This window comes from Cytobacillus sp. Hm23, from assembly GCF_051842895.1.
Classification (GTDB): domain Bacteria; phylum Bacillota; class Bacilli; order Bacillales; family SM2101; genus Nanhaiella.
In genome coordinates, this window is record NZ_JBPXRQ010000015.1 from 14,088 (window position 1) to 36,927 (window position 22,840).

The window sequence follows — 22,840 nt, forward strand, 5'->3', positions numbered from 1 at the left end:
ATTACGTGATGCGTGCATACAACTTTAATGCTGGACCATCTGCACTACCACTAGAAGTTCTACAAATCGCTCAACAAGAGTTAGTCAATTTCCAAGGAACTGGGATGTCTGTCATGGAGCTTAGTCATCGTAGCAAAGAATATGATGCCGTTCATGAAAAAGCAAAAACTCTACTAAAGCAATTACTTAACATCTCAGATGAATATGAAGTATTATTTCTTCAAGGTGGAGCTAGTCTTCAGTTTACAATGATTCCAATGAATTTACTTTCAAAAAATACAGTTGCTAACTATGTTTTGACAGGATCTTGGTCTGAGAAAGCCTTAGCTGAAGCTAAAAAAATCGGGCATGTCCATGTATCTGCATCTAGTAAAGATAACCAATACAAGTACATTCCATCTATTAATGATTTAGAAGTAAGTGATAATGCTGCTTATTTACATGTTACTTCAAATAATACAATTTATGGTACCCAATGGTCGGAATATCCACAGTTAAACAATGTTGAGCTTATTGCAGATATGTCTAGTGATATTTTAAGCCATGAAATTAATGTGGAGCAATTCTCAATGATTTATGCTGGTGCACAAAAAAACCTTGGACCATCTGGTGTTACGGTTGTCATTCTAAAAAAAGATCTACTCACTAACGTCACTGATGAATTACCAACGATGCTTAACTATCGTACACATGCTGACAAAAATTCCTTATATAACACTCCTCCTACATTTGCAATATATACTTTATCACTTGTTCTTGAGTGGTTGGCTAATAACGGTGGTGTGAAAGGAATAGAGAGAGTTAATAATGTAAAAGCTTCTCTTCTATACAGTTGTATTGACGATAGTAATGGGTTTTATGAGCCTCATGCAAAGATGGATAGCAGGTCAAAAATGAATGTAACATTTACATTACCTTCTGAAGAGTTAACAAAGAAGTTTCTCTTCGAGGCTAAAGAAAAAGGCTTTTTCGGTTTGAGTGGGCACCGCTCTGTCGGAGGGTGTCGTGCATCAATTTATAACGCTGTACCACTAGAAGCTTGTGAAACCTTAGCAGATTTCATGAACGGCTTTTATAAGAGGAACCAGCTCTAAACTCACAAATAATTTTTATTAGAAGAAATTTATAAAAACCCCGATCTTTGGTCGGGGTTTCATCATCTAAAGTAAATGATTGATAGAGCTAATAGCAAACAAACACATCCACCTCCACCTAGGACAGCTGCTTTTTGACGAAGTATTTGTTTAGGTGGGTAGGCGACAGCTCTTTGTATTAGTGAGAAATAATTTATCATGCCAACAAAGAATAATAGACTTAAAACAAACAATAACAAGATTAACACTGTCAATGCAGTCCCCCCCTTAATTGATATTATGGTGTTTTCAGAACAACTATGTGTTTTGATTTAAATAAATTTCGTTTATTTTAAAATTTCCGAAATTTAATCCTTTATTAATTTTTATTTTATTGGCATAATAGATTGTAATAAAAAATCCAAAGAAAAGTAGGTGACTAGTTGTGACGAAAGAAAATAATTTTTCTATGAAAGAAGCTATGTTATTTAGCCAAAGAATGGCTCAACTCGGTAAAGCACTATGGAAGACTATCGAAAAGGATTGGCAAAACTGGATTAAACCATATGATTTAAATATTAATGAACATCATATATTATGGATTGCTTACCATTTAAATGGTGCCTCCATCTCAGAGATTGCAAAATTCGGAGTCATGCACGTTTCAACTGCCTTCAACTTTTCTAAGAAATTGGAAGAACGAAATTTATTGCAATTTTCCAAAAAAGAGAATGATAAAAGAAATACCTATGTAAAAATTACTAGTCAGGGAGAAGAAATTTTATTAGAGTTAATGGAGAGTTACGACCCAACAAGACATTCTACCTTTCAGGGTGCACTTCCAATAAAAGATTTATATGGAAAATTCCCTGAACTTACTGATGTAATGTGTATCATTCGTAGTATTTACGGAGACGATTTCATGAGGATTTTTGAAAAATCTTTTGAGAATATTGAAGAAGAATTTGTTGAAGTGGATGGAAAAATTAGAAAGCACAATCAGCTACAAGAAATTATTGAAGATAACTAAAGTCTATTTTAATAATTTCATAAATTCTTCCATCAACGGAGTGTACATTTGTTGTTTTAACATAGCAGTTACTGTATCTTTTACATTCATTTTGAATTGGATTGTTTTGGAAAATTCAATAAGAAGCGGGGTAAATACTAATAGGCCTTCCGCTTTTTGTTCTTCAAGTTTTATGCTCAACTTTTCACAAATTGATAGAATTTCATCTACATCTGCTTTTGATAATTGTTCCTTAATAACCATTTGATAAAATGGCATATGATCCTTTTCAACCATTTTCAGTAATAGTGTTTGATAATACTCTATCTTTTCTATTCGAGCAATAAGTTCATCCATACTACTATTCCCTTCTATAGCATTTACTTTTAATTTTTCCATATTTCTAATACAATAATATCTAAAAAGATACATGAGTACCAACATCTTTTCATAAGTTCTCTATAACAACTATTTTTAATAAAATTTTTTTCGTAACCTTGTTGCTATCGTTCCTAAATTAGAAGATTGCGTAAGAGTCGTCGTTTAAAGAAGAAAAGAAGATTCCAAGTCTATTTTTATACATGTTTTTTAATACTAAAAACCTAGTCTAAGCATAAATATTGATAGTTTTGTAACAGCTATTGATTTTTTCAACAAATGAGCGTAAAGTATGTTTGTAAGTTCGTAGATTATAGATTATAGATTTTATATTATAACTCATTTAGGACTGCAATCTTATAGTTCGGAAGGTGATTATATGAATTGTTGGAAAACAATCAATTTTTCTCGAGATGTTGGATTCCATCGAATCATACTCATTTCACTATTAACAATGTTAAGTACATTTATATTATTTTATTTACCATTAAATTTATATTACTCTTCAACTAAGTTGCATGGGGATAGATTTATTTATTTTATCATAGCATTACTTATGACCATAGTATTTCATAAATGCTTGCATGCTATACCTCTTATACTTATGAGAAAGAAAGTAAAAATTGAATTAAAATGGGTTACAATCATTCCGATATTCACAGTGCGATTTTGCAATATGATATCTAAAACAATGTCTATACTGGTGTTTTTAACACCGTTTGTCATGTTTACATCCATATGCTTGCTTCTAGCTGTGATGTTCCCAAGCTATATCCACTATTTTTCAATTATCGCAGCAGCTAACTTAGGTTTGTGTGTACCAGACTTTATATGCTTAAAGCAATTTATAAGTGCTCCTAAACGCTCAGTTATTGAAGAAATTGAAGACGGATATGATATTTTAGTAAAAAGTAATTAACCGTACAGCGACTTACTACAATAGCTTTCTTAAGGGCATCCAACAAATATGGATGCTCTTCACTATTGTTAAGGCCTCAAATACAAGGTAGTTCACTCATTCACGTATGTTATCAAAATAAAGCCTGTTATTTCGTTAATTATAGCTTTTCTTACTAGGCTGTTTTCACATTGATTGTTGTTTTTCGTTATTAGATATAAGCAAGTATACATCCCTACTTTTACAATTATTGATCTCTCATAATACTCATCGTACAGTCTCTTTTTAGCAAAATTAGATATAAAGTTTACGAAATGTGCCTCTTACTAAGACATAAACGTGGATTAAATTAGTGTTTACGGTATCTTTTGTTCTTAAACTTAATGCCAATCGTATAAACCACTATTTAGCTTTATAAAATATATAAAAAGCAACAAAGTTTACAAAAAAAGCTCAAAAATGACGTGTGTATTAGACCGTTAATCAAAAGCTTTAATACAATAACAAAGTATAAGGGTATCTTTTTTGCTAAATTTTTGATATTGTTATAAACATATACAAAATGTTCAACTAAATATTAAATGATGTTGAGCATCATCAATTAAATTCCAGGGAGGGAATCTCAAATTGCTAATATATTTTATTCCTTTCGCGATATTTGTCCTATATTATATTAATAAATTAACAAACACTTTATGTATTCAAAAAGAGATTCCTGAAGAGCGCCAGCCAAAAGTATTTCGAACAATCAATGTCCTTATAACTATCCTGCTACTTTCATCATATGTTGAAGTCATGTACACTTGATAACTCATTACCCGAAATAAACGATCAAGCTGACTTGTAAATTATTTATCGTTTTCACTTCAAAGCTGACAGATTAATTTGTCGGCTTTTGTTGTTTTTAGTACGGTTTATTTCTTAATACGAAAAACAACAAACGTTGCGAAAACAGCCGTTAGATAAGATCCTTACTAATACAAACACAATATTTGGAGTCTATCCCCTTATCATTTCCGGTGTTTATAATGTCACTGGAACTATGTATAGATTAATGGTCTGAATTCTGACTACAGTAACGACTAATGATCAAACTACCATACAAGATCTTCTATTTTTGTAAGGGCTGAAAAATAAAATAATTTCTTTCTCATTTCAAAATATGTTATAGTAGTTGTTGTGGCTTAGATATCATTTAATTTACCGATATAGGAGTGTTTTTAATGAAGAAAATGTTTATCGCATTCACAGCAGCAGCAAGTATATTTGCACTTTCTGCATGTAATAATGCTGGAGATAGTGAAGTGATCGTAGAAACAAGTGCAGGAAATATTACTAAAGATGAATTTTATGATGTAATGAAGGATCGAGTTGGTGAAGATGTTTTAAAAGAAATCGTATTTACAAAGATCTTAGAGGACAAATACGAAGTGACAGATGAGGAAATTAATGAGCAACTTCAAACAATAAAAGATCAATACGGGGAACAATTTGAAATGCTTCTTCAGCAATATGGTTATAAAGATGAAGAGCAACTTAAAGAAACGATTAAATTAGGACTTTTGACAGAAAAAGCTTCAAAAGAGCGTGAAGATGAAATCGAAGTTACCGACGAAGAAGTCAAACAGTTACATGACAGTATGGAAGGACAAATTAAAGCTAGTCATATATTAGTTGCTGATGAAGAAACAGCAAAAGAAGTGAAGGACAAGCTTGATCAAGGTGAATCATTTGAAGACTTAGCAAAAGAGTACTCTACTGATGCTTCTGCTGCAAACGGTGGAGACTTAGGCTGGTTCGGAAAAGGACAAATGGTACCAGAATTTGAAGAAGCTGCATTTGCACTGAAAGAAGAAGGCGAAATAAGCGATCCAGTACAAAGTGAACACGGATTCCATATCATCAAATTAACTGAAACAGTTAAACCACTTGACGAAATGAAAGATGAGCTTACTCAGCAAATTCGCGAATCTAAAATGAGTCAACCAGATTTTGTTGATAAAGTAATTTTAGAAGACGTAGAAGCTGCCAAAGTAAAAGTGAAAGACGCTGATTTAAAAGATTTATTTAAAACGAATGAATAATAATGACAATGTCTCATATAACAATAGCGAATCGCTCGTAATTAATTACGAGCGATTCGTTTTTTCTTCATTAATTAACTCCCGATTCAAGTTTCTCTGCTCACGCTCTTTCTTCATTCTCTCCATGTAAACATTTCCTTCTCTTTCAATATAGGTTTGTTCTATTTTCCGCTCCTTCATCGTAATATGAAAGGACATATACCCAGAAAACAAAATCCCTAAGATGACCAATAATACCCACCAAGGAATGATAAACATGCTTTATCCCCTGCCTTTAACTTAAGATTCAATGACTGTTGTCAAATGAATCGTTACTTAGATACAAATCATTAGTAACGATTGTACTTCAATAAAGAGCCTACAAACCTGACGTAGACGCTCGCATACGCTCTAGCTGTGCTTTCAACTCTTTATTGATTATATGCATAGGGACAAGCATTTATCACTATTGCAATAGACAAGATATTGTGTTTATTGTTAATGAAGGTGGGTATAGTGAACAGCTAACTTTGAGCATAGTTGTTAAGTGTTAGGCTTTACTTGTGAAAAGTAGGCTTGTAAAATGATCGATTGTCAAGCGCAAAAACCCTTTCGCTATACTCTCCTGGCTTCACACGTTCTAGTGCACGGTCCAACATATTCATTTTGGCATCTATATTGTCAATATAATGCAATATTTCTGCTTCCTTTATCATTGGTGGCTTTGGACTCCCCCATTCAGCTTTGCCATGATGGCTCAAAGTCAAATGCTGGAGTACCATTACTTCTTCACCATCAATACCGAGCTCATCAGCTGCTTTACCTATTTCATTTACCATGATTGTAATATGACCTAATAAATTACCTTCTACAGTATAAACTGTTGAGATGGGTCCAGATAATTCAATTACCTTTCCTAAATCATGTAAAATTACACCTGCATATAACAAGTCTTTATCTAGAGAAGGATATTGTTGAGCAATTGCTTTTGCTAAATCAAGCATGGAAACGACATGATATGCTAGTCCAGAGACAAACTCATGATGATTTTTTGTAGCAGCTGGATACTCTAAAAAAGATTGCTGATATTTTTTTAATAGATGTCGAGTAATCCGCTGGATATTAGGGTTTTTCATTTCAAATATAAATTGGGTTATACTGTCTATCATTGACTCTTTTGACAGAGGGGCTATCTCGATAAAATCAGACATTTTAACTCCATCACTTTGATTCGCAGGACGAATGTTACGAAGCTTTAATTGATTTCTTCCTCTGTAATTATGTATATCTCCAACAACTTTAACAATATTTTCACCTGCATATACGTCCTCATCTTCAGTGGAAGCATCCCACAGCTTTGCTTCAATATCACCACTTTTATCTTGTAAGATTAACGTTAAAAATGGTTTTCCATTACTAGCTATACCTTTTGTTGCAGATTTTATCAATAGAAACACGTCAACCTGCTCGCCAACATCAAAATGTAAAATTCCTTTCGACGACATGTGTTCACTCCCCCTCATTCACTTATATATAAGTTCATTTCATTATATCATGATTCATTAATCCTCGACGTGAATAGTAACTTTCCGCTGTTTATTATATAACCAAACTTTCATTGAAATCATCCCAATTACCATGATCAATGCTCCAAAGAAATATGGTAAATGTATATTTGCCTCGAACAAATTACCTGCAATTAATGGACCTGCAACATTTCCTAAGCTTAGAAATGAATTATTTAACCCCATGACCATACCTTGTTTATTGCCAGCAAGCTTAGAAATAAGGGAGTTTAGTGCTGGACGCAAAATTGAATTCCCAAGGAAGAAAATACTAGTTGTCAAAATAACCATGCTATAACTGTTAGCAAATGTCATGATTACGAAGCCAATCGCACTAAGCAACAACGACCCTGTTACTACTCTTTCATCTCCAAAACGATTTACTAACTTACCTACTAATACTCCTTGTGCAATTGTACCAATTAACCCGACAATGAGTATTATCGTTCCTACTTCACTTGGACTGTATTGATACCGTTCCATAGAATAATATCCAAAGATTGATTGAAAATTCGCTAAACCAAAGCTCATGATAAAAACAAGCACTAATAGGAAACCTACAGGACTGACAAGCGCTTTAACTAATAGTTCAAAATGGTTAGCAGATTTTTCTTGTATTTGAGTCTGAGCTCGCATATCCTTCGTATACGATTCAGGTAAGATAAGCATTGATACAATACCTGCTATAGTCGCTGCAATGCCAGCAAATAAAAATGGATAAGACAAATCAAATTCTGCTAACCATCCTCCAATACCAGGACCGACTACAATACCTAAACCCATTGCGGCTCCTAGAATACCCATTCCTTGACCACGTTTGTCTTCACTAGTTACATCTGATACATACGCCATTGCAGTTGGCATAAGAGCAGAACCAAATGTTCCAGCAAGAATTCTAGACAGGAATAGCATCCACAAGCCTGTTGCATAAGCAAATATAAATTCTGCTACAGCAAATCCAAAGAGGCCGATTGTAATAAGGGGCTTTCTGCCAATTTTATCAGAGAGGCGCCCCCAAAGAGGTGCAAATAAAAATTGCATAAACGCAAAAACAGCAACAAGCATCCCTAATACTCTAGCATTAGCATTGAATGCTTCTACGTAGAAAGGTAATATTGGAATGACTAAGCCAATCCCAACCATAATAATAAATAAATTAGTACTTAACAACAAAAGTGGACCACGTTTAAATGTAGAATCGTGTGTTGAATTCATATACCTATCCTTTCAGCCTTATTTTCCAATAAGATAATTTCGTTTTCATGAAAATAGTCAAGTATATATTCATGGCATGTAAAAAATAAAACCTGATGCTTTTTAGCTATAACTCTAATTAACTCGACTGACTTCGCTAACCGATCACGATCAAAATTTACGAAGCTATCATCAATAATAATCGGAAATTTTTCTCCTTTTCCTACTTGCTCTGCAAGTGCTAGACGTAGTGCTACATACATTTGTTCGGCAGTTGCTTGACTTACTTCATTAGGTTGAAAAAAAAGGCCATCCTTACGTTTTAATAAAAAGTTATTGTTTTCATTTGGAGGCAACACTTCGATATACTCTTCATTCGTTAATAATTTCATATATGCTGTCGTGTTTTTTAGTACATTGGGTAGACGTACATGACGATAATGATCAATAGTATTCGTAAGAATTTTTTTTGCTAATGCATAGCTCGCCCATTTTTTCGCATCCTCTTGAAGCTGTGTCTTTTCACTCTCAAATTTATGTAGTAATTCAGCATATGTTCCTCCCTCCTCAAGTTGAGAAAGAAGGACCTTTAATTCTGAGAGTTCTTCAATAAGGCTTTGTTCTTTCATAATTATGCTTTTGAGCTCGTTATCATACTTCTCAACCTGCTCTGATAAAGGGGCTAGATCTCTAGGGAGTTGATTAGTTAACTCATCTCCACGTTGAGTTAAAATTTGTGCCTCAACAATTGCTAGTCTCTCTAATATTTGTTGACTATCTTTAAATGCTTTCTCTTTCAAACGAAATTGCTCTTCATCTTGGACTTCAGCAAGTTGGAATAGATGCACAATATCATTGTGTAAGTGATTTTTTTTAGTCATAATCTCATGCAGTTCATCGTCTAATGCATTTATGTTTTTTACTTTTTCTTGCAACAGCCTTTTTTTATCCTTTTCTTTCATTAATCGCTTATCAATATTGTATAGCGTTACACTTATATCGTTATCATTCTTATCGATTTGGAATAAATCTGCTATCTCAGCCACTTTAGCATCAAATTCATTCATATTATGATCTAACAATTGTTTTTTTTCAGCTATCAATTGCTTTCCTATTATCAATTCTTTTATTTTCTCTATAATAAGTAATATTTCATATAATTGCTTAGCTGAAACATCCTCTTTAATAGGAAATCCTAAATCTAAATTATGCAACTTATTAGAAAATACAAACTTGTCATGTTCCCAATCTGTAAATTTCTTAACGATCTTTTCATATGTTCTACCACGTTGTTCAACTGCTATTTTTTCGATCTCAAGTAATTGCCTATAATGGTCATCTTTCGCTAACATTCGTTCTAAGTCTGAAAGGTGATCATTTGACAAATTTAAAAGTTGTTGCTTATTTTCATCAATTGCGCTTATTATCTCAGCTTTTTCTTTCTCGAGCTCTTTTAACAATATTTTATCGGACGGCTCATTGAATCTAAGTAACAGTGGGATAAATAGGATAACAATTCCACCTAATAACATGATCCAGTTACCAGTATAGAACGCTCCGCCAGCAAGTCCAAAAAGCAACAAGATACTCAAATAACTGACTAAATTTATCCGTTGTTTTTTCTTCTTTTCAACAACCTTAATCGTATCAACTTTTCGAGTTAAGCGAGCATAACTCTTTGCTAAATGTTCCTGCTCATGCTGTAACACTTGCAGTGAACTATGCTGTGAAATTTGTTTCTCATACTTGTCACGCTGTTCATCCTGTAAGGTTTGTTGTTCGAATTCAATGAGCTTTTGTTCACTATCTTCTAAATCTTCCTTTGCACGATTAAAACGCTCATCTAACACTCGTTTGTCATGAGCCAGTTCTTCTTCAATTTGTATAAGGGTAGAAAGTTGATCTTTTTTTAGTAAACCAGCATCGATTTGAAGAATATGTGTTTCGTCAAGATCAAAAGGTAACTTTGCAAGCTCAAAATGAAACTCTTTTTGCTGTTGATCAATTTGAACAGATAATTCATTTTGTCTTTCCAACATAGCTTGAAATAAACTATAATTCGACTTGACCTCTTGAACTTTTTCTTCAGCTATTAACATGCCTTCAGCTACCGCTTCATTTTGCTGCTCTTCAACAAGGTCTCTTCGTTTTGCAAATAAAGTATGATATTGTGCTTCATAAGCTGTTTTTTCAGCATATAGTTGTTCAAAGCGGATAAGTCCATCAGCAGGAAAAGGAAGATATGTCGGTAGCTTGTCTAATTGTGTACGATATAATGCTCTTTTTTCAAACAATGGCTGTAGCTCAGTTAGTTTTTTTACGATCACTGTTTCTTGTTCAAGCTTTTTTTTATTTACCTTTATCGTTTGTAGTTCTTCCTTTATTACTGTTGTACGATTCATTAAATTTTTGTATTGATTACTTTTTTCCTGCCATTGTAGAAGCTGTTTATTTTGTTCAGCTAGTTGAGGTAGCATCTCGTTAATTAACGGCTTTCTACCATTTGGCTTAAAATACTCATCTATCTTTTTTGAAAGCTTTTGCTCAGCTGAAAGAATGGCATCTGTTCCTACAGCGCCAGATGAAAATAAATAACGACCCAAATCCTCAGCTTTCATTGTATGTATATTTTGTAATCCATGAATATTAAATGAAAATATCGATTGATAGTTTGCTTTATCCATACCTTGAACAATCATTTGCAATGCTTCTTCTCCAGCCTTTGTACCATCAGAAAACGTAACTGTAACAGCTCTTTCACCTTTTCTTGATAACCTTTCAACAGTTACAACACCATACTTCTCTGTTTCAAGCACAAGGCGACCACCATACTTGCTCCCTAATCTTGGCTTGTATCGATTTTCACTCTGTTGCTTAGTAGGAAAACCAAATAACATACTATGGATAAATGAATGAAGTGTAGATTTTCCTGCCTCATTTTTCCCATAAAAAACTTGAATATCACCAAGTGGCTGTAAGTCTATATGATCAAGCTTTCCATATCCATAGATGTATATACCGATAATTTTCATGTTCAATCACCCGCTTATTTCCATGATTAATATAATTCTCTGAATAATAACTTCTGAGCCTCGTTATGAATTTCACGAATATCTTCTTCAGACAACTCTGTAAGGTATTTACGTGCTTGAGAATGAGAAAATAGCGGTTTGAGAACTTCCTCATATTCTTCGAACTCGCTTATCATAGTAACTAAATCTTTGAGAAAAGGAGATTGCGCTATGTTCTTATCCTCAATACCTTCACTAGTATTAACGATCGTTTTGTCAACCCAGATAAAATCTTGCCTTTCCTCTTCACCATCAACTATGATTGATAAAAAATCTTCTAACTGTGCTTCATTATGCAATACTTTATGTAGTGGTCCTGATCCAATAAACTCAATAGATAGTAGGGTTCCATTATTCCTTGATCGAATCTCTTCAAATTTTGTATAGCTCACGTTTAACAACTCCTCAAATGTTTCAAGTTGCGCTATATTAATTTCTAACTGATCCCAAATGAGATCTGTAGTTGGATGAAAAGAATAAGATACGCCTGTTGTAGATAGGTTCACTATATAACAGCCTTTTTCACCATACTCCTTTCGATGCCTACCTTGAGTATTCCCTGGATATATAATTGGAGGGTTATCACATAGAACTTGACGTTGATGGATATGACCTAATGCCCAATAATCAAAGTCTTTTTCAATGAGTTGTCTAACCGTAAACGGGGCGTAATTATTATGTTCTGTTTGTCCTTCAGAACTGCCGTGTAGGATTCCAATATGAAATTTTACTTCTCCATGTTTGTTATACAGGTCAGTCATATTGTTACGTACGGATCTGTTTAAATAACTAAACCCATATAAATTGACAAGCTCTTTTCCTTCTTTTTTATAAGTCTTACATTCAACTTTTTCATCAGCAAAAATATGTACATTTTCAGGCCACGTTATATCTATCCATGTGCCATTAATATAATCATGATTCCCGTGCACAATATATACCTCTATTTGTGCTTCTTTCAACCTTTCCATTTCTTTCCTTAATCGAGCTTGAGCTCTTATGCTTCGATCCTCTTGATCATAAATATCACCTGCTAGAATAACAAAATCTACTTGTTCTTGTATTGCCATATCAACAAGATTTGTCAATGCAATAAATGTACTACCCATTACTCGTTGAAATATTTGTGTGGGAAGCTTTTTTAATCCAACAAAAGGACTATCCAAATGCAAATCTGCTGCATGTAAAAATTTGATTTGCTCCATATAAACTTCCTCCTTTTAAACAACTATTTACTATTATTATAATTCTATTTATTTTACCATATGTTGCTCATAAACCCCTCTTTTTCGTAAATCACGAAAGTATATGTTGTCTAGCTCTAATCAAGCATTTCTTGATTAATTATATAACATAAAAAATGCTTTCACTTTGATTGTATATTTTCTATAGTAAAAGTAATTTCATAGTCATTGTTACAAAGCGTTTGTTGCTGCTCAATGTAACGGATCCTCATTTATGTCACTATACCCCTACTCAAGCAATTTACAACCCAAATATAATATCATCCCAGGCTGAGTAGGAACTACTACAGAGGCATTAGCTTTCCTTGGCAAATCTATATAAATGTCTATTAAAAAGCATTTTCAAAGTAGTAGTTACATACATTGTGTATATGTAGATCATCATGCTTTATCATTCTACTAAGTCTAAATTCAAGCCAAATGATATAACGATTAGATGCTATTCTACTTCATTCACATAGGCTTTTTTGTAAACTCTGCTGCTATGATTATCAAATTCGTACCATCGCCTCGTTGTACAGTAGAAAAGATGCTACGAACACAAGTTGACTACGTATTTATTTTATTTCTTAATGCACAAACAGCATTACTAAAGATGGATAGTATGATGAGTCTTATGAGGGCTCAAAAAGTTCTAAAAATAGAAAAGAAGTCACAAACGCTAGATCTAAGTGTATACGTTCATATATGTTAGAACGAACGTAATGAATCAATGTGAAAACAGTCTTCACATGTCATTCTATATTTTACTTCTTATTCTATCCAATTAGGGGAACATTCTATTCAATTCATGCAAGATTTTATCTAGCTGATGATGGATTCTATTTTCCATTAGTATTACATATTTCTATTAAGGGGGAGTTTATTTGCAATTCTATTATGGGCAGCAAATGCCCTTGCGCATACTTGATGAAGCTGAATTTTGGAAGCACCAGGAAGAGGAACATACTGTAGTCATTAGAGAGCTTGTTAAAGATCTAGAATCTGAATATGTAGATCAGTTAAAGGTATGGGAACAAACACTTAAAGAAACACATCAACATATAGTCAGGTTTATTGAAACTGTCATACGCTCAGGTAATCAAATATCTGCTAAGCTCCATGAAGACATTATGAAACTAGTACAATTTTGCTTACAACAGAGTGAAGAGTTTATTAAACTGTGCAGGTTCCTCCAAAGACATAGCAAGCCCATTCAAGAAAATCAAACTGCAATTGTAGTAATTGATCATATCATTCGTGAATCTGAGTACTTTATCGGTATTTCGAAAGCCTTATTATACAAATAGACCACTGAAAATGTCTCAGTGGTCTTATTATTGTTTTTAAGCGTTATGTTTAACGAACATGAATAATATCAGATTGATATACCGTTATTTTTTTGTTAATTGTAACGCCTTTTTAATATCTTTAAACGAGCTTGATTTTCCGTACATTAATACACCACCACGATATACTTTTGCTCCGAATAACGCTAACGCAACAATTGTTCCAACTAGCAATGTGATACTTAAAGCAATTTCCCACCAAGGAAGATTTAACATGCCTACACGTAAAAACATAATCATCGGAGTAAAAAATGGTATATAAGATGTAACTGTAATAAAGGGAGCTTCAGGTACTCCTAATCCAAACATTGCGATCATAAAAGCTGCAACGATTAACAGTGTCATTGGCATAATCATTTGCTGTACATCTTCAATCCTGCTCACTAACGAACCTAGAACTGCAGCAAGTGTTGAATATAACAAATATCCAAGTATAAAAAATACAAAACCATATATAATCGTAGATGCTGGTATATTAGCAAACCCAAAGAATTCTAATACCCCGCCACTGTTTTTAATATTATTTACATTGCTTGATAAAGAAAAATATCCTATTGCTAGTATAGCTGCAAGCTGCGTTAAGCTAAGAAGAGCAATACCTAAAATTTTCCCAAACATTTGTGTAACAGGAGAAACACTCGAAATAATTATTTCCATTACCCGTGAAGTTTTTTCTGTGGCAACTTCAGTAGCTATCATACTCGCATACATGATGACTGAGATATAAATAAAGAATAATAACACATAAACAATGCCTCGTGCTTGCATTAATTCTTCCTCTGTTTTTGCATCCTCTGCAAGCGCTATTTTTTCGAAAAATACTGGTTCATATAATTTCTCCACCTGTGATGGTTCAAGTCCTATTTGACTCGTTGCAATCGTTGTTTTCAATTGCTGTAAAGCTTGTTCTAGCTTCGTATTTACATCATTATCAGTTATACTCATCGCCTTAAAGGTTCCTTGAGGTAAATTTGCTTCATTATAAGAAAGAATGATAAATCCAGTATAATCTTCCTCTTCAACCTTCAATGTCGCTTCTTCTTCTGTCCCACTATATTTCTCAACTGTTAACTCTTCACTAAAAACATCTAACTGGGCTTTAAAAGGCTCAAATAACTCCTCAGTTTCGTCAATTACAGCAATCGTTGTTGCCTTATCTTGTTTATCAAAAAAATCTATAATATTTTGCATATTTCCTAAAGCAAATACTATTAAGCCAATGATAAGAGTTGATATAATAAACGATTTTGTTTTTAACTTGGTCATGTAAGTATTTGACACAATAATCCAAAATTTATTCATGATAAGAAGCACCTACCTTTTCTATAAAAATATCATTTAACGAAGGTTCTTCTAGCATAAACTTTCTAATAAAGCCCTTATTGCTAATTTGTGCAAGAATCTTTTGTGAAACATTCTCATTTTCTACTTGCAGCTCCACTCCTAGTGCCGTATCCTTAGCTTTGACTACACCAGGTAACGTTTTAATGTCAGATAAATCAAAGTCAGCGTCGATCATTACATTCTTTTTACCAAATGATCTTTTAATATCTTTTAGGCTACCATGGACGACAGGTTTACCGTGATGCATAATACATAAATGCTCACATAATTCCTCCACATGTTCCATTCTATGGCTTGAGAAAACGATTGAAGTACCTTCATTTTTCAAGTCGATGACAGCATCTTTCAGTTGTTCAACATTTACTGGGTCTAAGCCACTAAATGGCTCATCCAATATAAGTAATTTAGGTTTATGTATGACAGCCGAAATAAATTGAATTTTTTGCTGGTTACCTTTAGATAACTCTTCAACTTTTTTATTCTTGTATTCTGGAACTTTGAATCGTTCAAGCCAGTAGTCTAGTTCTTTTACCACCTTTGCTTTGTCCATTCCTCGTAGCCTACCAAAGTAAACAATCTGCTCGACAACCTTCAATTTTGGATAGAGTCCTCGTTCTTCTGGCAAATAACCAACTAAATGGCTTGATGAATAATTAATTGGTTTTCCTTCCCAAGTGATGTTTCCTTCAGTAGCATCTAACAATCCTAAAATCATTCGAAAGGTTGTCGTTTTTCCAGCCCCATTCGCCCCTAAGAAGCCGAACATTTCTTTCTCTGGAATATCAATTGTTAACTTATCGACAGCTGAAAAACTGCCGAAACGTTTGGTTACATTCTCTAGCTTTAATCCCATAGTCTACCCCCTCCTATTTTTCGATACTATAATTACGAATAAAAAAACTAATAAGTTTCATATTTTTTGCAGAATTTCGATTATTATGTAAGAATAATAGTAATTATTTAATAAGGAGTTGTTGAATTGTGTACACTTTAACAGTATATGATGCAAGCGGTGAGAAATTACTAGAAAAGACATTTGAAGCAAGCGGTGACAAAGAAGCAAAGCTAAAAGGAGAACAAATGTTAGTTAAAGCAAACTACCAAGATAAAACACACCGCTGTACGTCTTCGCAAGGAAAATTAATTTTGTTTCACCGCTAATAAAAATTTCCACAAATAAGTCTGTGATATGTAACAGGAAACGCATATCGTTAACAATCAATGTTAATCGACTACATGTACTGATTGTCAATTATGCAATTTTATCGGTCAAATTTACTGTTTTTCAGGTCAAATCTACTATTTTATCAATTTCAGAGTTTTATTCAAAACCAAAGCGCAAGCTCACTATTGATATGTAATGTGAAACTTGCGCTTTTTTACTTACTAGAAAGTAAATTGTTTATGAAATCGTTTTCAATTTTATGATTATTTTCCTGTAAATTGAGGTTTTCTCTTCTCAATAAATGAGATGATACCTTCTTGGTGATCAGCCGTTTGGCGCATTTTAAATTGGGCCTGCTTTTCTAACTCAAGAATATTCTTTAATGTAGGTAAATGCATTTGTTTAAAGATATTTTTAGTCTCTAACATTGTTTTCGTAGGTTTGTTTAACCACTCAGTAACTTTAGCTTGAACTGCTTCCTCGAAGTTACCTTCTACAACTTGATCGATCAGTCCTAGTTCAAGTGCCTTAGCTACAGGAAGTTTTTCGCCTTCCCATATAATTTCTTTCGCCTTTTGTTCACCTACACGTCTTTCGATAAAGAAATGTCCCCCACCGTCAGGAACTAAAGCGATCCCGATAAAGTTCATCGCAACAATTGAATGTGCTTCAGCCATTACGTAGTCACTCGCTAACGCAAAGCTTAACCCTAATCCAGCTGCAGGACCATGAATTGCACTAATCGTTAACAATGGCAACTTATAAAGCGTTTCCATCATTTCGTTTATTTTGTTCATCATTTTTTCGAAGTCTTCTGGGCCAGCTGATGCGGCAGTTGCTAGCATTGATTTAATGTCACCGCCTGAACAAAAACCTTTCCCGCTTCCTTTAATAACGAGTATGTCTGCCTCACTGTCAGCAACTTCATGAAGCTTTTCTACTATACTAAAAATCATTTCTACGTCCATCGCATTTAAAACTTTCGGACGATTTAGTTCTAGTGTTGCCACTCTTCCTTCGACTGTTAATAGAACTACTTCAGTAGAGCTTTGAGTTGTCATAATTATCCCCCTTTTATTTATTCTTTATAATTGTACCAAAACTATACAATAAAATAAATATTCTGAAATTATTTTTGTTTATAGTTTTTGAAAATGCTCCTTTAACTGCTCCCTCAATGCTCTTTTTAAAAATTTCCCAACCGATGTCTTAGGTATTTCTTTCATGAATACGATATCATCAGGAAGCCACCATTTGACAAACTGAGGGCGTAAATACTCGTAAAGCTCTTCCTTCGTTACAGTATTTCTTTCATCCTTCATTACAACACAAGCAATTGGTCGCTCTTGCCACCTTTCATGTGGAACTGCAATGACAGCAGCCTCAAAAACTTCTTCATGAGCCATTAAGGCATTTTCTAAATCTACAGATGAAATCCATTCTCCACCACTTTTAATAAGATCCTTTGTACGATCTACAATTTTAATTACCCCTTCTTGGTCCACTGTTACTACATCACCTGTATGGAGCCAGCCATCACGAAATGCCTCTTTACTTCTATCATCATGATAATATTCTTCTGCTACCCACGGACCTCGTAAACAAAGCTCACCCATTTCTGTTCCGTTCCATGTTACTTCGCCATCTTTACCGATCACTTTCATTTCAACACCCGGCACAAGATAACCTTGCTTAGCTCGAATTTCTAAACGCTCTTCCTCTGATAAGTTAGTTTGATGACTTTTTAGTCTAGACAAAACAACAAGTGGGCTCGTTTCAGTCATTCCATATGCATGAATAAATGGGATGCCATATTTGGATTCAAATGCTTTTATCATTCCTTTTGGTGCAGCAGAACCACCACATAAAATTCTAGTTACACTATTTAAATTGTAGTCTCCTTGCTCAAGAACCTGTAATAACCCTAACCAAATCGTAGGAACACCAGCTGCTATTGTCACTTTTTCTGACTCCATTAATTGTGCTAATATCTTTGGGGTAAAAGAAGGTCCTGGCATAACCATGGTTGTTCCAAACCATACCCCCGCAAAAGGTAATCCCCAAGCATTAGCATGAAACATCGGTACAACTGCTAATGATACATCACTCTCAGAAATTGCTGCACTGTCAGCCAATCCTAATGCAAAGCTGTGTAGAACAATTGCCCTGTGAGAATAAACGACACCTTTTGGATTCCCTGTTGTTGCTGATGTATAACATATACCTGCTGGGTCATTTTCATCCAAATTATTTTCAAATGGAAATGTTGGGTCTGCATCAGCAAGTATTTTTTCATAGTGGAAAGCCGGCTCAAGTATTGTTTCAGGTATGTCTTCTTGATCTGTCATAATGATATAAGCACGAACGGTTGGAAGCTCATCTTTAATTTTTTCTATAAGAGGAAGCAAATCATCATCTATTAATAAAACTTTGTCCTCCGCATGATTAATAATATAGACGATATGTTCAGGAGCTAGGCGAATATTAATTGTATGAAGAACGGCTCCTAGCCCAGGTATGCCAAAATACGCTTCAAGATGGCGATGGTGGTTCCACGCAAACGTTCCAACACGTTCCCCTTTGTTGACCCCCAGTTTTTGCAATGCACTTGATAAACGTCTAGTTCTCTCACCTATTTGCTTATACGTATGCGTTGTTTTTCCTTGTGCAGTTCGAGAGATAACCTTCTTGTTCGGAAAATATGTTTCAGCGTGCTCCATCATCATTGACAAAAGTAACGGTGAATTCATTATGATACCAGCCTCCTATTTGTTGGTTTAAGGAAAGAACGAGCTTCCAATTACAACTTTAGTCTCCACTTCTCCATAACAAACACTACAATCATCTAAGTTTCATATCCCCAAAGATCATTTCAAAGACTTACACAACTAGAGTTCAGGGCAGCTTTTCTTCTGTGACATAATGACTAACAATATAAAACCACTTTTTTATATTATTAATTTGATAACAATAACTACAAAAATTACGAAAAGAGCCATATAAAGAAGATATTTATACTTGTGTGTTAGTCATTTCCTCTCGAAGTAAAAACTTTTGGATTTTTCCACTCGCATTGCGAGGTAAAGCATCTATAAAAACATATTTTCTAGGTCGTTTATAATTTGCAAGCTGATCGCTATTTAACAAGTAGTCTTCTAACATCTCTGCCGTTAGCTTTGGATTTTTTTTGACTATTACAGCTATGACTTTTTCTCCCCATACCTCATCTGGCTCACCAAGCACAGCAACATCTAGCACTCCGTCATATGCATGGAGTACGTCCTCTACTTCTCTCGGATATACGTTCTCTCCCCCACTTATAATCATGTCATCAACTCTATCTGCTACATATAAATATCCTTCTTGATCAAGATAGCCTAGATCTCCTGAATGATACCATCCTTTATACATCGCTTTATCAGATGCTTCAGCACGATTAAAATATCCTTCCATCATACAAGGACCCCTAACAATTATTTCCCCTACTTCTCCAGGAGACAGAACATTCTCCGGATCTGCAGGGCCATCATCATTCGGCAGTACTATACGTATTTCGTGATTTATGCATGCTCTGCCAGCAGACCCTGCTTTGAGTAATTGTTCATCTTCCATAAGAAACGAAACCGCAGGACCCATCTCCGTCATACCATATGCTTGTATTAAATCAATTCCCATTACCTCTTTTATTGACTTTACTAATACAGGAGCCATTGGCGCTGCACCATACAGCCCTAAGCGTAATGAAGTGAGTGATTTAGATTCAATTTGTTCCTGCAACAGCATATTCCACATCGTAGGTGCTGCAAACAAAACTGAGATTTTCTCTTCTTCAATTGTTTTTAACACACTTTGTGGATCAAAATGGTGGAGTATGACATTAGTTGCTCCGACATGTATCCTCGGTATGAAGCAACAATGTAATTCAGCACAATGAAACATTGGGGCCGTGACAAGACCTCGGTCTTTATCCGTTATTTTCAGAGCGGTAAGGCAAATAATACTTTGTTCAACCATATCACGGTGACGGTGAAGGACACCTTTAGGCCTTCCTGTCGTACCACTCGTATACATAATTGCATAGAGATCATCTTCACTAATTTTTACTTGGGGTTGTTCTGGAGAAGCTAGCTTTAATCTTTCATCATAACTTACTGCATAAGAAGGAGTATCTTCGTTAATGTACCAGAAGGAAGTGTTTGTAAATTCTTCATGAATTGCAAATATATGAGGTTCTAAGGCTTGCTCAAATAAAACTACTTTCGGTTCTGCATCTCTTAAAATATAAGCTACCTCTTTTGGTTGCAGCCTAAAATTTATTGGATTAAATATAGCACCGATTTTGGCACAAGCTACAAGGGTCGTTGCTAGTTCACTCGTGTTAAAAAGATAGGTCGATACTCTATCACCCTTTTGCACCCCTGAGGAAAGTAACGCATTTGCTAACTTATTTACCTCGATGTCCCATTGTTCATAAGTTAACCTACAACCTTTAGCAACATCGACCAACGCTTCCTTCTTAGGAAATTTAGCGACCGTTTGTTCAAATAATTTGGCAATAGTCATGTACAAAAAAAATTCCTCCTTTTTACTATTAATTAAGTAAGTCATTCCAATATATATTTCATCAAAAAAAAGTAAAACACCTTTATTTTTGTGAATATTCTAAAAATATAATTCACTAAAAAAAGTTGCCAGGAAAGTTAAAATTTCAAGGGCAACTTTTTTAGTGAAATAATGCAATTTTTCAATCAGAAAATATATTTGAAAGGATAGAAATCTTATCATGTGTATACTTTTCGTAACCGTCATTAAACGTTTTCGGGTCTTTAGGATTTGCAAACCTAGTTATTTTTCCGGTTTTTGGGTGCACAAATTTACTCGATGCCCCGCAGCCTAATCCAATAATTGTTTGCTGTTCTTCCATTATCATAATATTATAGATGCTTTCTTGGTTGGGAAGAGCATATCCAACGTTTTCTAAATTTCCCAGGATATTTTTTTGTCGATACAAATAATAAGGTCTATATCCTTTTTCATTGGTCCATACAGTAGCCATATCCATCATTGCAGCTATTTCTTGTCTATCAGCTACTGGATATTTAGCTTTGTTTTTTGTCATTTCTGAAGCACGTTTAAATGATAAAGTATGCACCGTTAAAGATTCTGGCATTAATTTTTCTGTTTCGGATAATGTATGGTGAAATTGTTCTTTACCTTCTCCAGGTAATCCAATGATAAGGTCCATATTAATGTTATTCATCCCCATTTGTCTAGCAAGATGAAATTTATCAATCGTTTCTTGAACCGTATGATGGCGTCCAATTGCTTTTAATGTTTCTTGAATATACGATTGTGGATTGATGCTTATACGATCAATTTTCCATTTGTTCAACACAGTGAGCTTCTCAGGTGTAATTGTATCAGGACGACCAGCCTCTACCGTTATTTCTCGCACATTTTCAACATTCGGAAAGGACTCATACATTTCCTCGTAAAGCATATCCATTTCTTCTGCAGAAATACTTGTAGGTGTTCCACCACCGTAATATATAGTCGTAATGTTAATACCATTCTCTTTTAACCAAGTTCCTACTTTACGCATTTCATAGTGGAGTCCCCCCAGAAAGGAATTTACTGAGCCCTGCCTACCATTTATCGCATAAGCAGGAAAGGTACAATATGCGCATTTCGTTGGACAAAATGGAATACCGATATAAATGCTTACTTCGTTCTTTAATTGATATAGATCTGGCACAACTGAAAGCTGCTGATCCACAATTTGCTGCATCAGTTGTATTTTTTCATCTGAAATCATATAGTTGTCACGAAGCTCGTTATGGGCTTGTTTTTTAGCTATACCTAACTGACGTTTTTTATGAAGTAATTTCGTTGGGCGAATCCCAGTTAATAATCCCCATGGTTGTCTCACTTTTGTATGCTGCTGTAACAATGATAAATACACATATAAAACGATATTTTTTATTTGGGTAAACCGTTCCTTTTCACTTTCAAAAGAAACAAGCGATTTTTCCATCTTTGCTTCAAATATATGATTTGTCGCAAGTACATGTAATTTAGCAGTAGCTGAAGCGTTTTTGCTCTCGTCTAAATCAACCGTAACAATTAATGTTGGATCATCAATATTATCAAACGAGAGTTCGCTTTGTTCAAAAAATAAATCTGTAATTAGTTCCATTGGACGTTTATATCGTGGATCATCCAAGCCATTTATTAATATTTTCATATACATCACCTTCTTATTGTCCGATCCAAACTTATCTAAGTGTACAGAACATATGTAAATTGGTCAATCATGAGATGGGCGAATAGATTTTCACCTCAAAAAAGATTATCTCTACTTAGTATTTCTCTCCTGCTTGGAGATATAATTTCTGTTAAATGATCCTAATTAGAAAACTAAAATTATTGAATATGAGTATTTTGTTAGCAGCGTGCAAAATTATAGAATCTCTAAAACTATTGTTTGTATTTTTATTTATAATTTAAT

The 22,840-nt window shown here is 34.2% G+C and carries 21 protein-coding genes; 8 read left to right on the forward strand and 13 right to left on the reverse strand.

Annotation, left to right across the window (positions count from 1 at the left end; translation table 11 throughout):
• Window positions 1-8 precede the first annotated feature (8 nt).
• Window positions 9-1,094: a 3-phosphoserine/phosphohydroxythreonine transaminase gene (gene serC / locus ACSVDA_RS11630; protein ID WP_485883361.1), complete on the forward strand. Its 1,086-nt coding sequence runs from the start codon at window positions 9-11 to the stop codon at window positions 1,092-1,094.
• A 62-nt stretch (window positions 1,095-1,156) separates the two neighbouring features.
• Here the strand turns inward: serC and yhzF are convergent, their stop codons facing one another.
• Entirely contained in the window at window positions 1,157-1,342 is a 186-nt protein-coding gene (gene yhzF, locus ACSVDA_RS11635) for a membrane protein YhzF (protein WP_485883515.1), read from the reverse strand.
• Between the two features lie 176 nt (window positions 1,343-1,518).
• Between yhzF and ACSVDA_RS11640 the strand changes: the two genes are divergently transcribed.
• On the forward strand, window positions 1,519-2,103 hold the full coding sequence (locus ACSVDA_RS11640) for an HTH-type transcriptional regulator Hpr (RefSeq protein WP_485883362.1): 585 nt from the start codon (window positions 1,519-1,521) through the stop codon (window positions 2,101-2,103).
• A gap of 3 nt (window positions 2,104-2,106) precedes the next feature.
• Here ACSVDA_RS11640 and ACSVDA_RS11645 read toward each other — a convergent pair whose 3' ends face one another.
• Complete coding sequence (locus tag ACSVDA_RS11645) at window positions 2,107-2,481, reverse strand: DUF1878 family protein (protein ID WP_485883364.1); 375 nt, start codon at window positions 2,479-2,481, stop codon at window positions 2,107-2,109.
• Between the two features lie 358 nt (window positions 2,482-2,839).
• Here ACSVDA_RS11645 and ACSVDA_RS11650 point away from each other — a divergent pair, with 358 nt between their 5' ends.
• The 3 genes from ACSVDA_RS11650 to ACSVDA_RS11660 all read left to right on the forward strand — a co-directional run bounded on the left by ACSVDA_RS11650 (window position 2,840) and on the right by ACSVDA_RS11660 (window position 5,442).
• Complete coding sequence (locus ACSVDA_RS11650) at window positions 2,840-3,379, forward strand: DUF3267 domain-containing protein (RefSeq protein ID WP_485883365.1); 540 nt, start codon at window positions 2,840-2,842, stop codon at window positions 3,377-3,379.
• Window positions 3,380-3,985: 606 nt separating this feature from the next.
• The gene (locus ACSVDA_RS11655; protein WP_320208281.1) at window positions 3,986-4,165 is read left to right on the forward strand and encodes a hypothetical protein; all 180 of its coding nucleotides are present in this window, start codon (window positions 3,986-3,988) and stop codon (window positions 4,163-4,165) included.
• 416 nt (window positions 4,166-4,581) lie between these two features.
• Window positions 4,582-5,442 (forward strand): peptidylprolyl isomerase, encoded by an 861-nt coding sequence (locus ACSVDA_RS11660; RefSeq protein WP_485883367.1) that lies wholly within the window; start codon window positions 4,582-4,584, stop codon window positions 5,440-5,442.
• 45 nt (window positions 5,443-5,487) lie between these two features.
• Here ACSVDA_RS11660 and ACSVDA_RS11665 read toward each other — a convergent pair whose 3' ends face one another.
• The 5 genes from ACSVDA_RS11665 to ACSVDA_RS11685 form a co-directional block, all read right to left on the reverse strand.
• On the reverse strand, window positions 5,488-5,700 hold the full coding sequence (locus ACSVDA_RS11665) for a sporulation YhaL family protein (protein WP_485883369.1): 213 nt from the start codon (window positions 5,698-5,700) through the stop codon (window positions 5,488-5,490).
• A gap of 278 nt (window positions 5,701-5,978) precedes the next feature.
• Window positions 5,979-6,926 (reverse strand): 3'-5' exoribonuclease YhaM, encoded by a 948-nt coding sequence (gene yhaM / locus ACSVDA_RS11670; protein ID WP_485883370.1) that lies wholly within the window; start codon window positions 6,924-6,926, stop codon window positions 5,979-5,981.
• Window positions 6,927-6,983: 57 nt separating this feature from the next.
• Window positions 6,984-8,201 carry an MFS transporter gene (locus tag ACSVDA_RS11675; protein WP_485883372.1) on the reverse strand — a complete coding sequence of 406 codons (1,218 nt, stop codon included), beginning with the start codon at window positions 8,199-8,201 and terminating at the stop codon, window positions 6,984-6,986.
• A complete protein-coding gene (locus tag ACSVDA_RS11680; protein WP_485883374.1) occupies window positions 8,198-11,212 on the reverse strand; it encodes an AAA family ATPase in 3,015 nt (1,004 codons plus the stop codon). The genes ACSVDA_RS11675 and ACSVDA_RS11680 overlap by 4 nt, the downstream gene beginning before the upstream one ends.
• 26 nt (window positions 11,213-11,238) lie before the next feature.
• Complete coding sequence (locus ACSVDA_RS11685; RefSeq protein ID WP_485883375.1) at window positions 11,239-12,456, reverse strand: metallophosphoesterase family protein; 1,218 nt, start codon at window positions 12,454-12,456, stop codon at window positions 11,239-11,241.
• Between the two features lie 523 nt (window positions 12,457-12,979).
• Here ACSVDA_RS11685 and ACSVDA_RS11690 point away from each other — a divergent pair.
• Together ACSVDA_RS11690 and ACSVDA_RS11695 are read left to right on the forward strand one after the other, a co-directional pair.
• A complete protein-coding gene (locus tag ACSVDA_RS11690) occupies window positions 12,980-13,189 on the forward strand; it encodes a hypothetical protein (protein ID WP_485883377.1) in 210 nt (69 codons plus the stop codon).
• A 172-nt stretch (window positions 13,190-13,361) separates the two neighbouring features.
• Complete coding sequence (locus ACSVDA_RS11695; RefSeq protein WP_320208288.1) at window positions 13,362-13,784, forward strand: DUF2935 domain-containing protein; 423 nt, start codon at window positions 13,362-13,364, stop codon at window positions 13,782-13,784.
• A gap of 84 nt (window positions 13,785-13,868) precedes the next feature.
• On the opposite strand, the gene ACSVDA_RS11700 is transcribed toward ACSVDA_RS11695, so the two are convergent.
• Window positions 13,869-15,125 carry an ABC transporter permease gene (locus tag ACSVDA_RS11700; protein WP_485883379.1) on the reverse strand — a complete coding sequence of 419 codons (1,257 nt, stop codon included), beginning with the start codon at window positions 15,123-15,125 and terminating at the stop codon, window positions 13,869-13,871.
• Window positions 15,118-16,020 (reverse strand): ABC transporter ATP-binding protein, encoded by a 903-nt coding sequence (locus ACSVDA_RS11705; protein ID WP_485883380.1) that lies wholly within the window; start codon window positions 16,018-16,020, stop codon window positions 15,118-15,120. The genes ACSVDA_RS11700 and ACSVDA_RS11705 overlap by 8 nt, the downstream gene beginning before the upstream one ends.
• Before the next feature lie 128 nt (window positions 16,021-16,148).
• Here ACSVDA_RS11705 and ACSVDA_RS11710 point away from each other — a divergent pair, with 128 nt between their 5' ends.
• Complete coding sequence (locus ACSVDA_RS11710) at window positions 16,149-16,328, forward strand: YhzD family protein (RefSeq protein WP_485883382.1); 180 nt, start codon at window positions 16,149-16,151, stop codon at window positions 16,326-16,328.
• A 267-nt stretch (window positions 16,329-16,595) separates the two neighbouring features.
• On the opposite strand, the gene ACSVDA_RS11715 is transcribed toward ACSVDA_RS11710, so the two are convergent.
• From ACSVDA_RS11715 to ACSVDA_RS11730, 4 genes are all read right to left on the reverse strand, one after another.
• Window positions 16,596-17,393, reverse strand: a complete 798-nt coding sequence (locus tag ACSVDA_RS11715) for an enoyl-CoA hydratase (RefSeq protein ID WP_485883384.1) — start codon at window positions 17,391-17,393, stop codon at window positions 16,596-16,598.
• Window positions 17,394-17,471: 78 nt separating this feature from the next.
• Entirely contained in the window at window positions 17,472-19,085 is a 1,614-nt protein-coding gene (locus ACSVDA_RS11720) for a long-chain fatty acid--CoA ligase (protein WP_485883517.1), read from the reverse strand.
• 259 nt (window positions 19,086-19,344) lie between these two features.
• Window positions 19,345-20,901, reverse strand: a complete 1,557-nt coding sequence (locus tag ACSVDA_RS11725; protein WP_485883386.1) for a fatty acid--CoA ligase — start codon at window positions 20,899-20,901, stop codon at window positions 19,345-19,347.
• 175 nt (window positions 20,902-21,076) lie between these two features.
• Complete coding sequence (locus ACSVDA_RS11730) at window positions 21,077-22,576, reverse strand: coproporphyrinogen III oxidase (protein WP_485883387.1); 1,500 nt, start codon at window positions 22,574-22,576, stop codon at window positions 21,077-21,079.
• Window positions 22,577-22,840 lie beyond the last annotated feature (264 nt).

Bases quoted from the DNA above. Each gene is read 5' to 3' on its own strand.
- ACSVDA_RS11660 (WP_485883367.1), top strand. From the start codon at position 4,582: ATGAAGAAAATGTTTATCGCATTCACAGCAGCAGCAAGTATATTTGCA.
- ACSVDA_RS11680 (WP_485883374.1), bottom strand. From the start codon at position 11,212: ATGAAAATTATCGGTATATACATCTATGGATATGGAAAGCTTGATCAT.
- ACSVDA_RS11675 (WP_485883372.1), bottom strand. From the start codon at position 8,201: ATGAATTCAACACACGATTCTACATTTAAACGTGGTCCACTTTTGTTG.
- serC (WP_485883361.1), top strand. From the start codon at position 9: ATGCGTGCATACAACTTTAATGCTGGACCATCTGCACTACCACTAGAA.
- yhaM (WP_485883370.1), bottom strand. From the start codon at position 6,926: ATGTCGTCGAAAGGAATTTTACATTTTGATGTTGGCGAGCAGGTTGAC.
- ACSVDA_RS11650 (WP_485883365.1), top strand. From the start codon at position 2,840: ATGAATTGTTGGAAAACAATCAATTTTTCTCGAGATGTTGGATTCCAT.
- ACSVDA_RS11700 (WP_485883379.1), bottom strand. From the start codon at position 15,125: ATGAATAAATTTTGGATTATTGTGTCAAATACTTACATGACCAAGTTA.
- ACSVDA_RS11715 (WP_485883384.1), bottom strand. From the start codon at position 17,393: ATGACAACTCAAAGCTCTACTGAAGTAGTTCTATTAACAGTCGAAGGA.
- ACSVDA_RS11685 (WP_485883375.1), bottom strand. From the start codon at position 12,456: ATGGAGCAAATCAAATTTTTACATGCAGCAGATTTGCATTTGGATAGT.
- ACSVDA_RS11730 (WP_485883387.1), bottom strand. From the start codon at position 22,576: ATGAAAATATTAATAAATGGCTTGGATGATCCACGATATAAACGTCCA.
- ACSVDA_RS11690 (WP_485883377.1), top strand. From the start codon at position 12,980: ATGATTATCAAATTCGTACCATCGCCTCGTTGTACAGTAGAAAAGATG.
- ACSVDA_RS11705 (WP_485883380.1), bottom strand. From the start codon at position 16,020: ATGGGATTAAAGCTAGAGAATGTAACCAAACGTTTCGGCAGTTTTTCA.
- ACSVDA_RS11645 (WP_485883364.1), bottom strand. From the start codon at position 2,481: ATGGAAAAATTAAAAGTAAATGCTATAGAAGGGAATAGTAGTATGGAT.
- ACSVDA_RS11665 (WP_485883369.1), bottom strand. From the start codon at position 5,700: ATGTTTATCATTCCTTGGTGGGTATTATTGGTCATCTTAGGGATTTTG.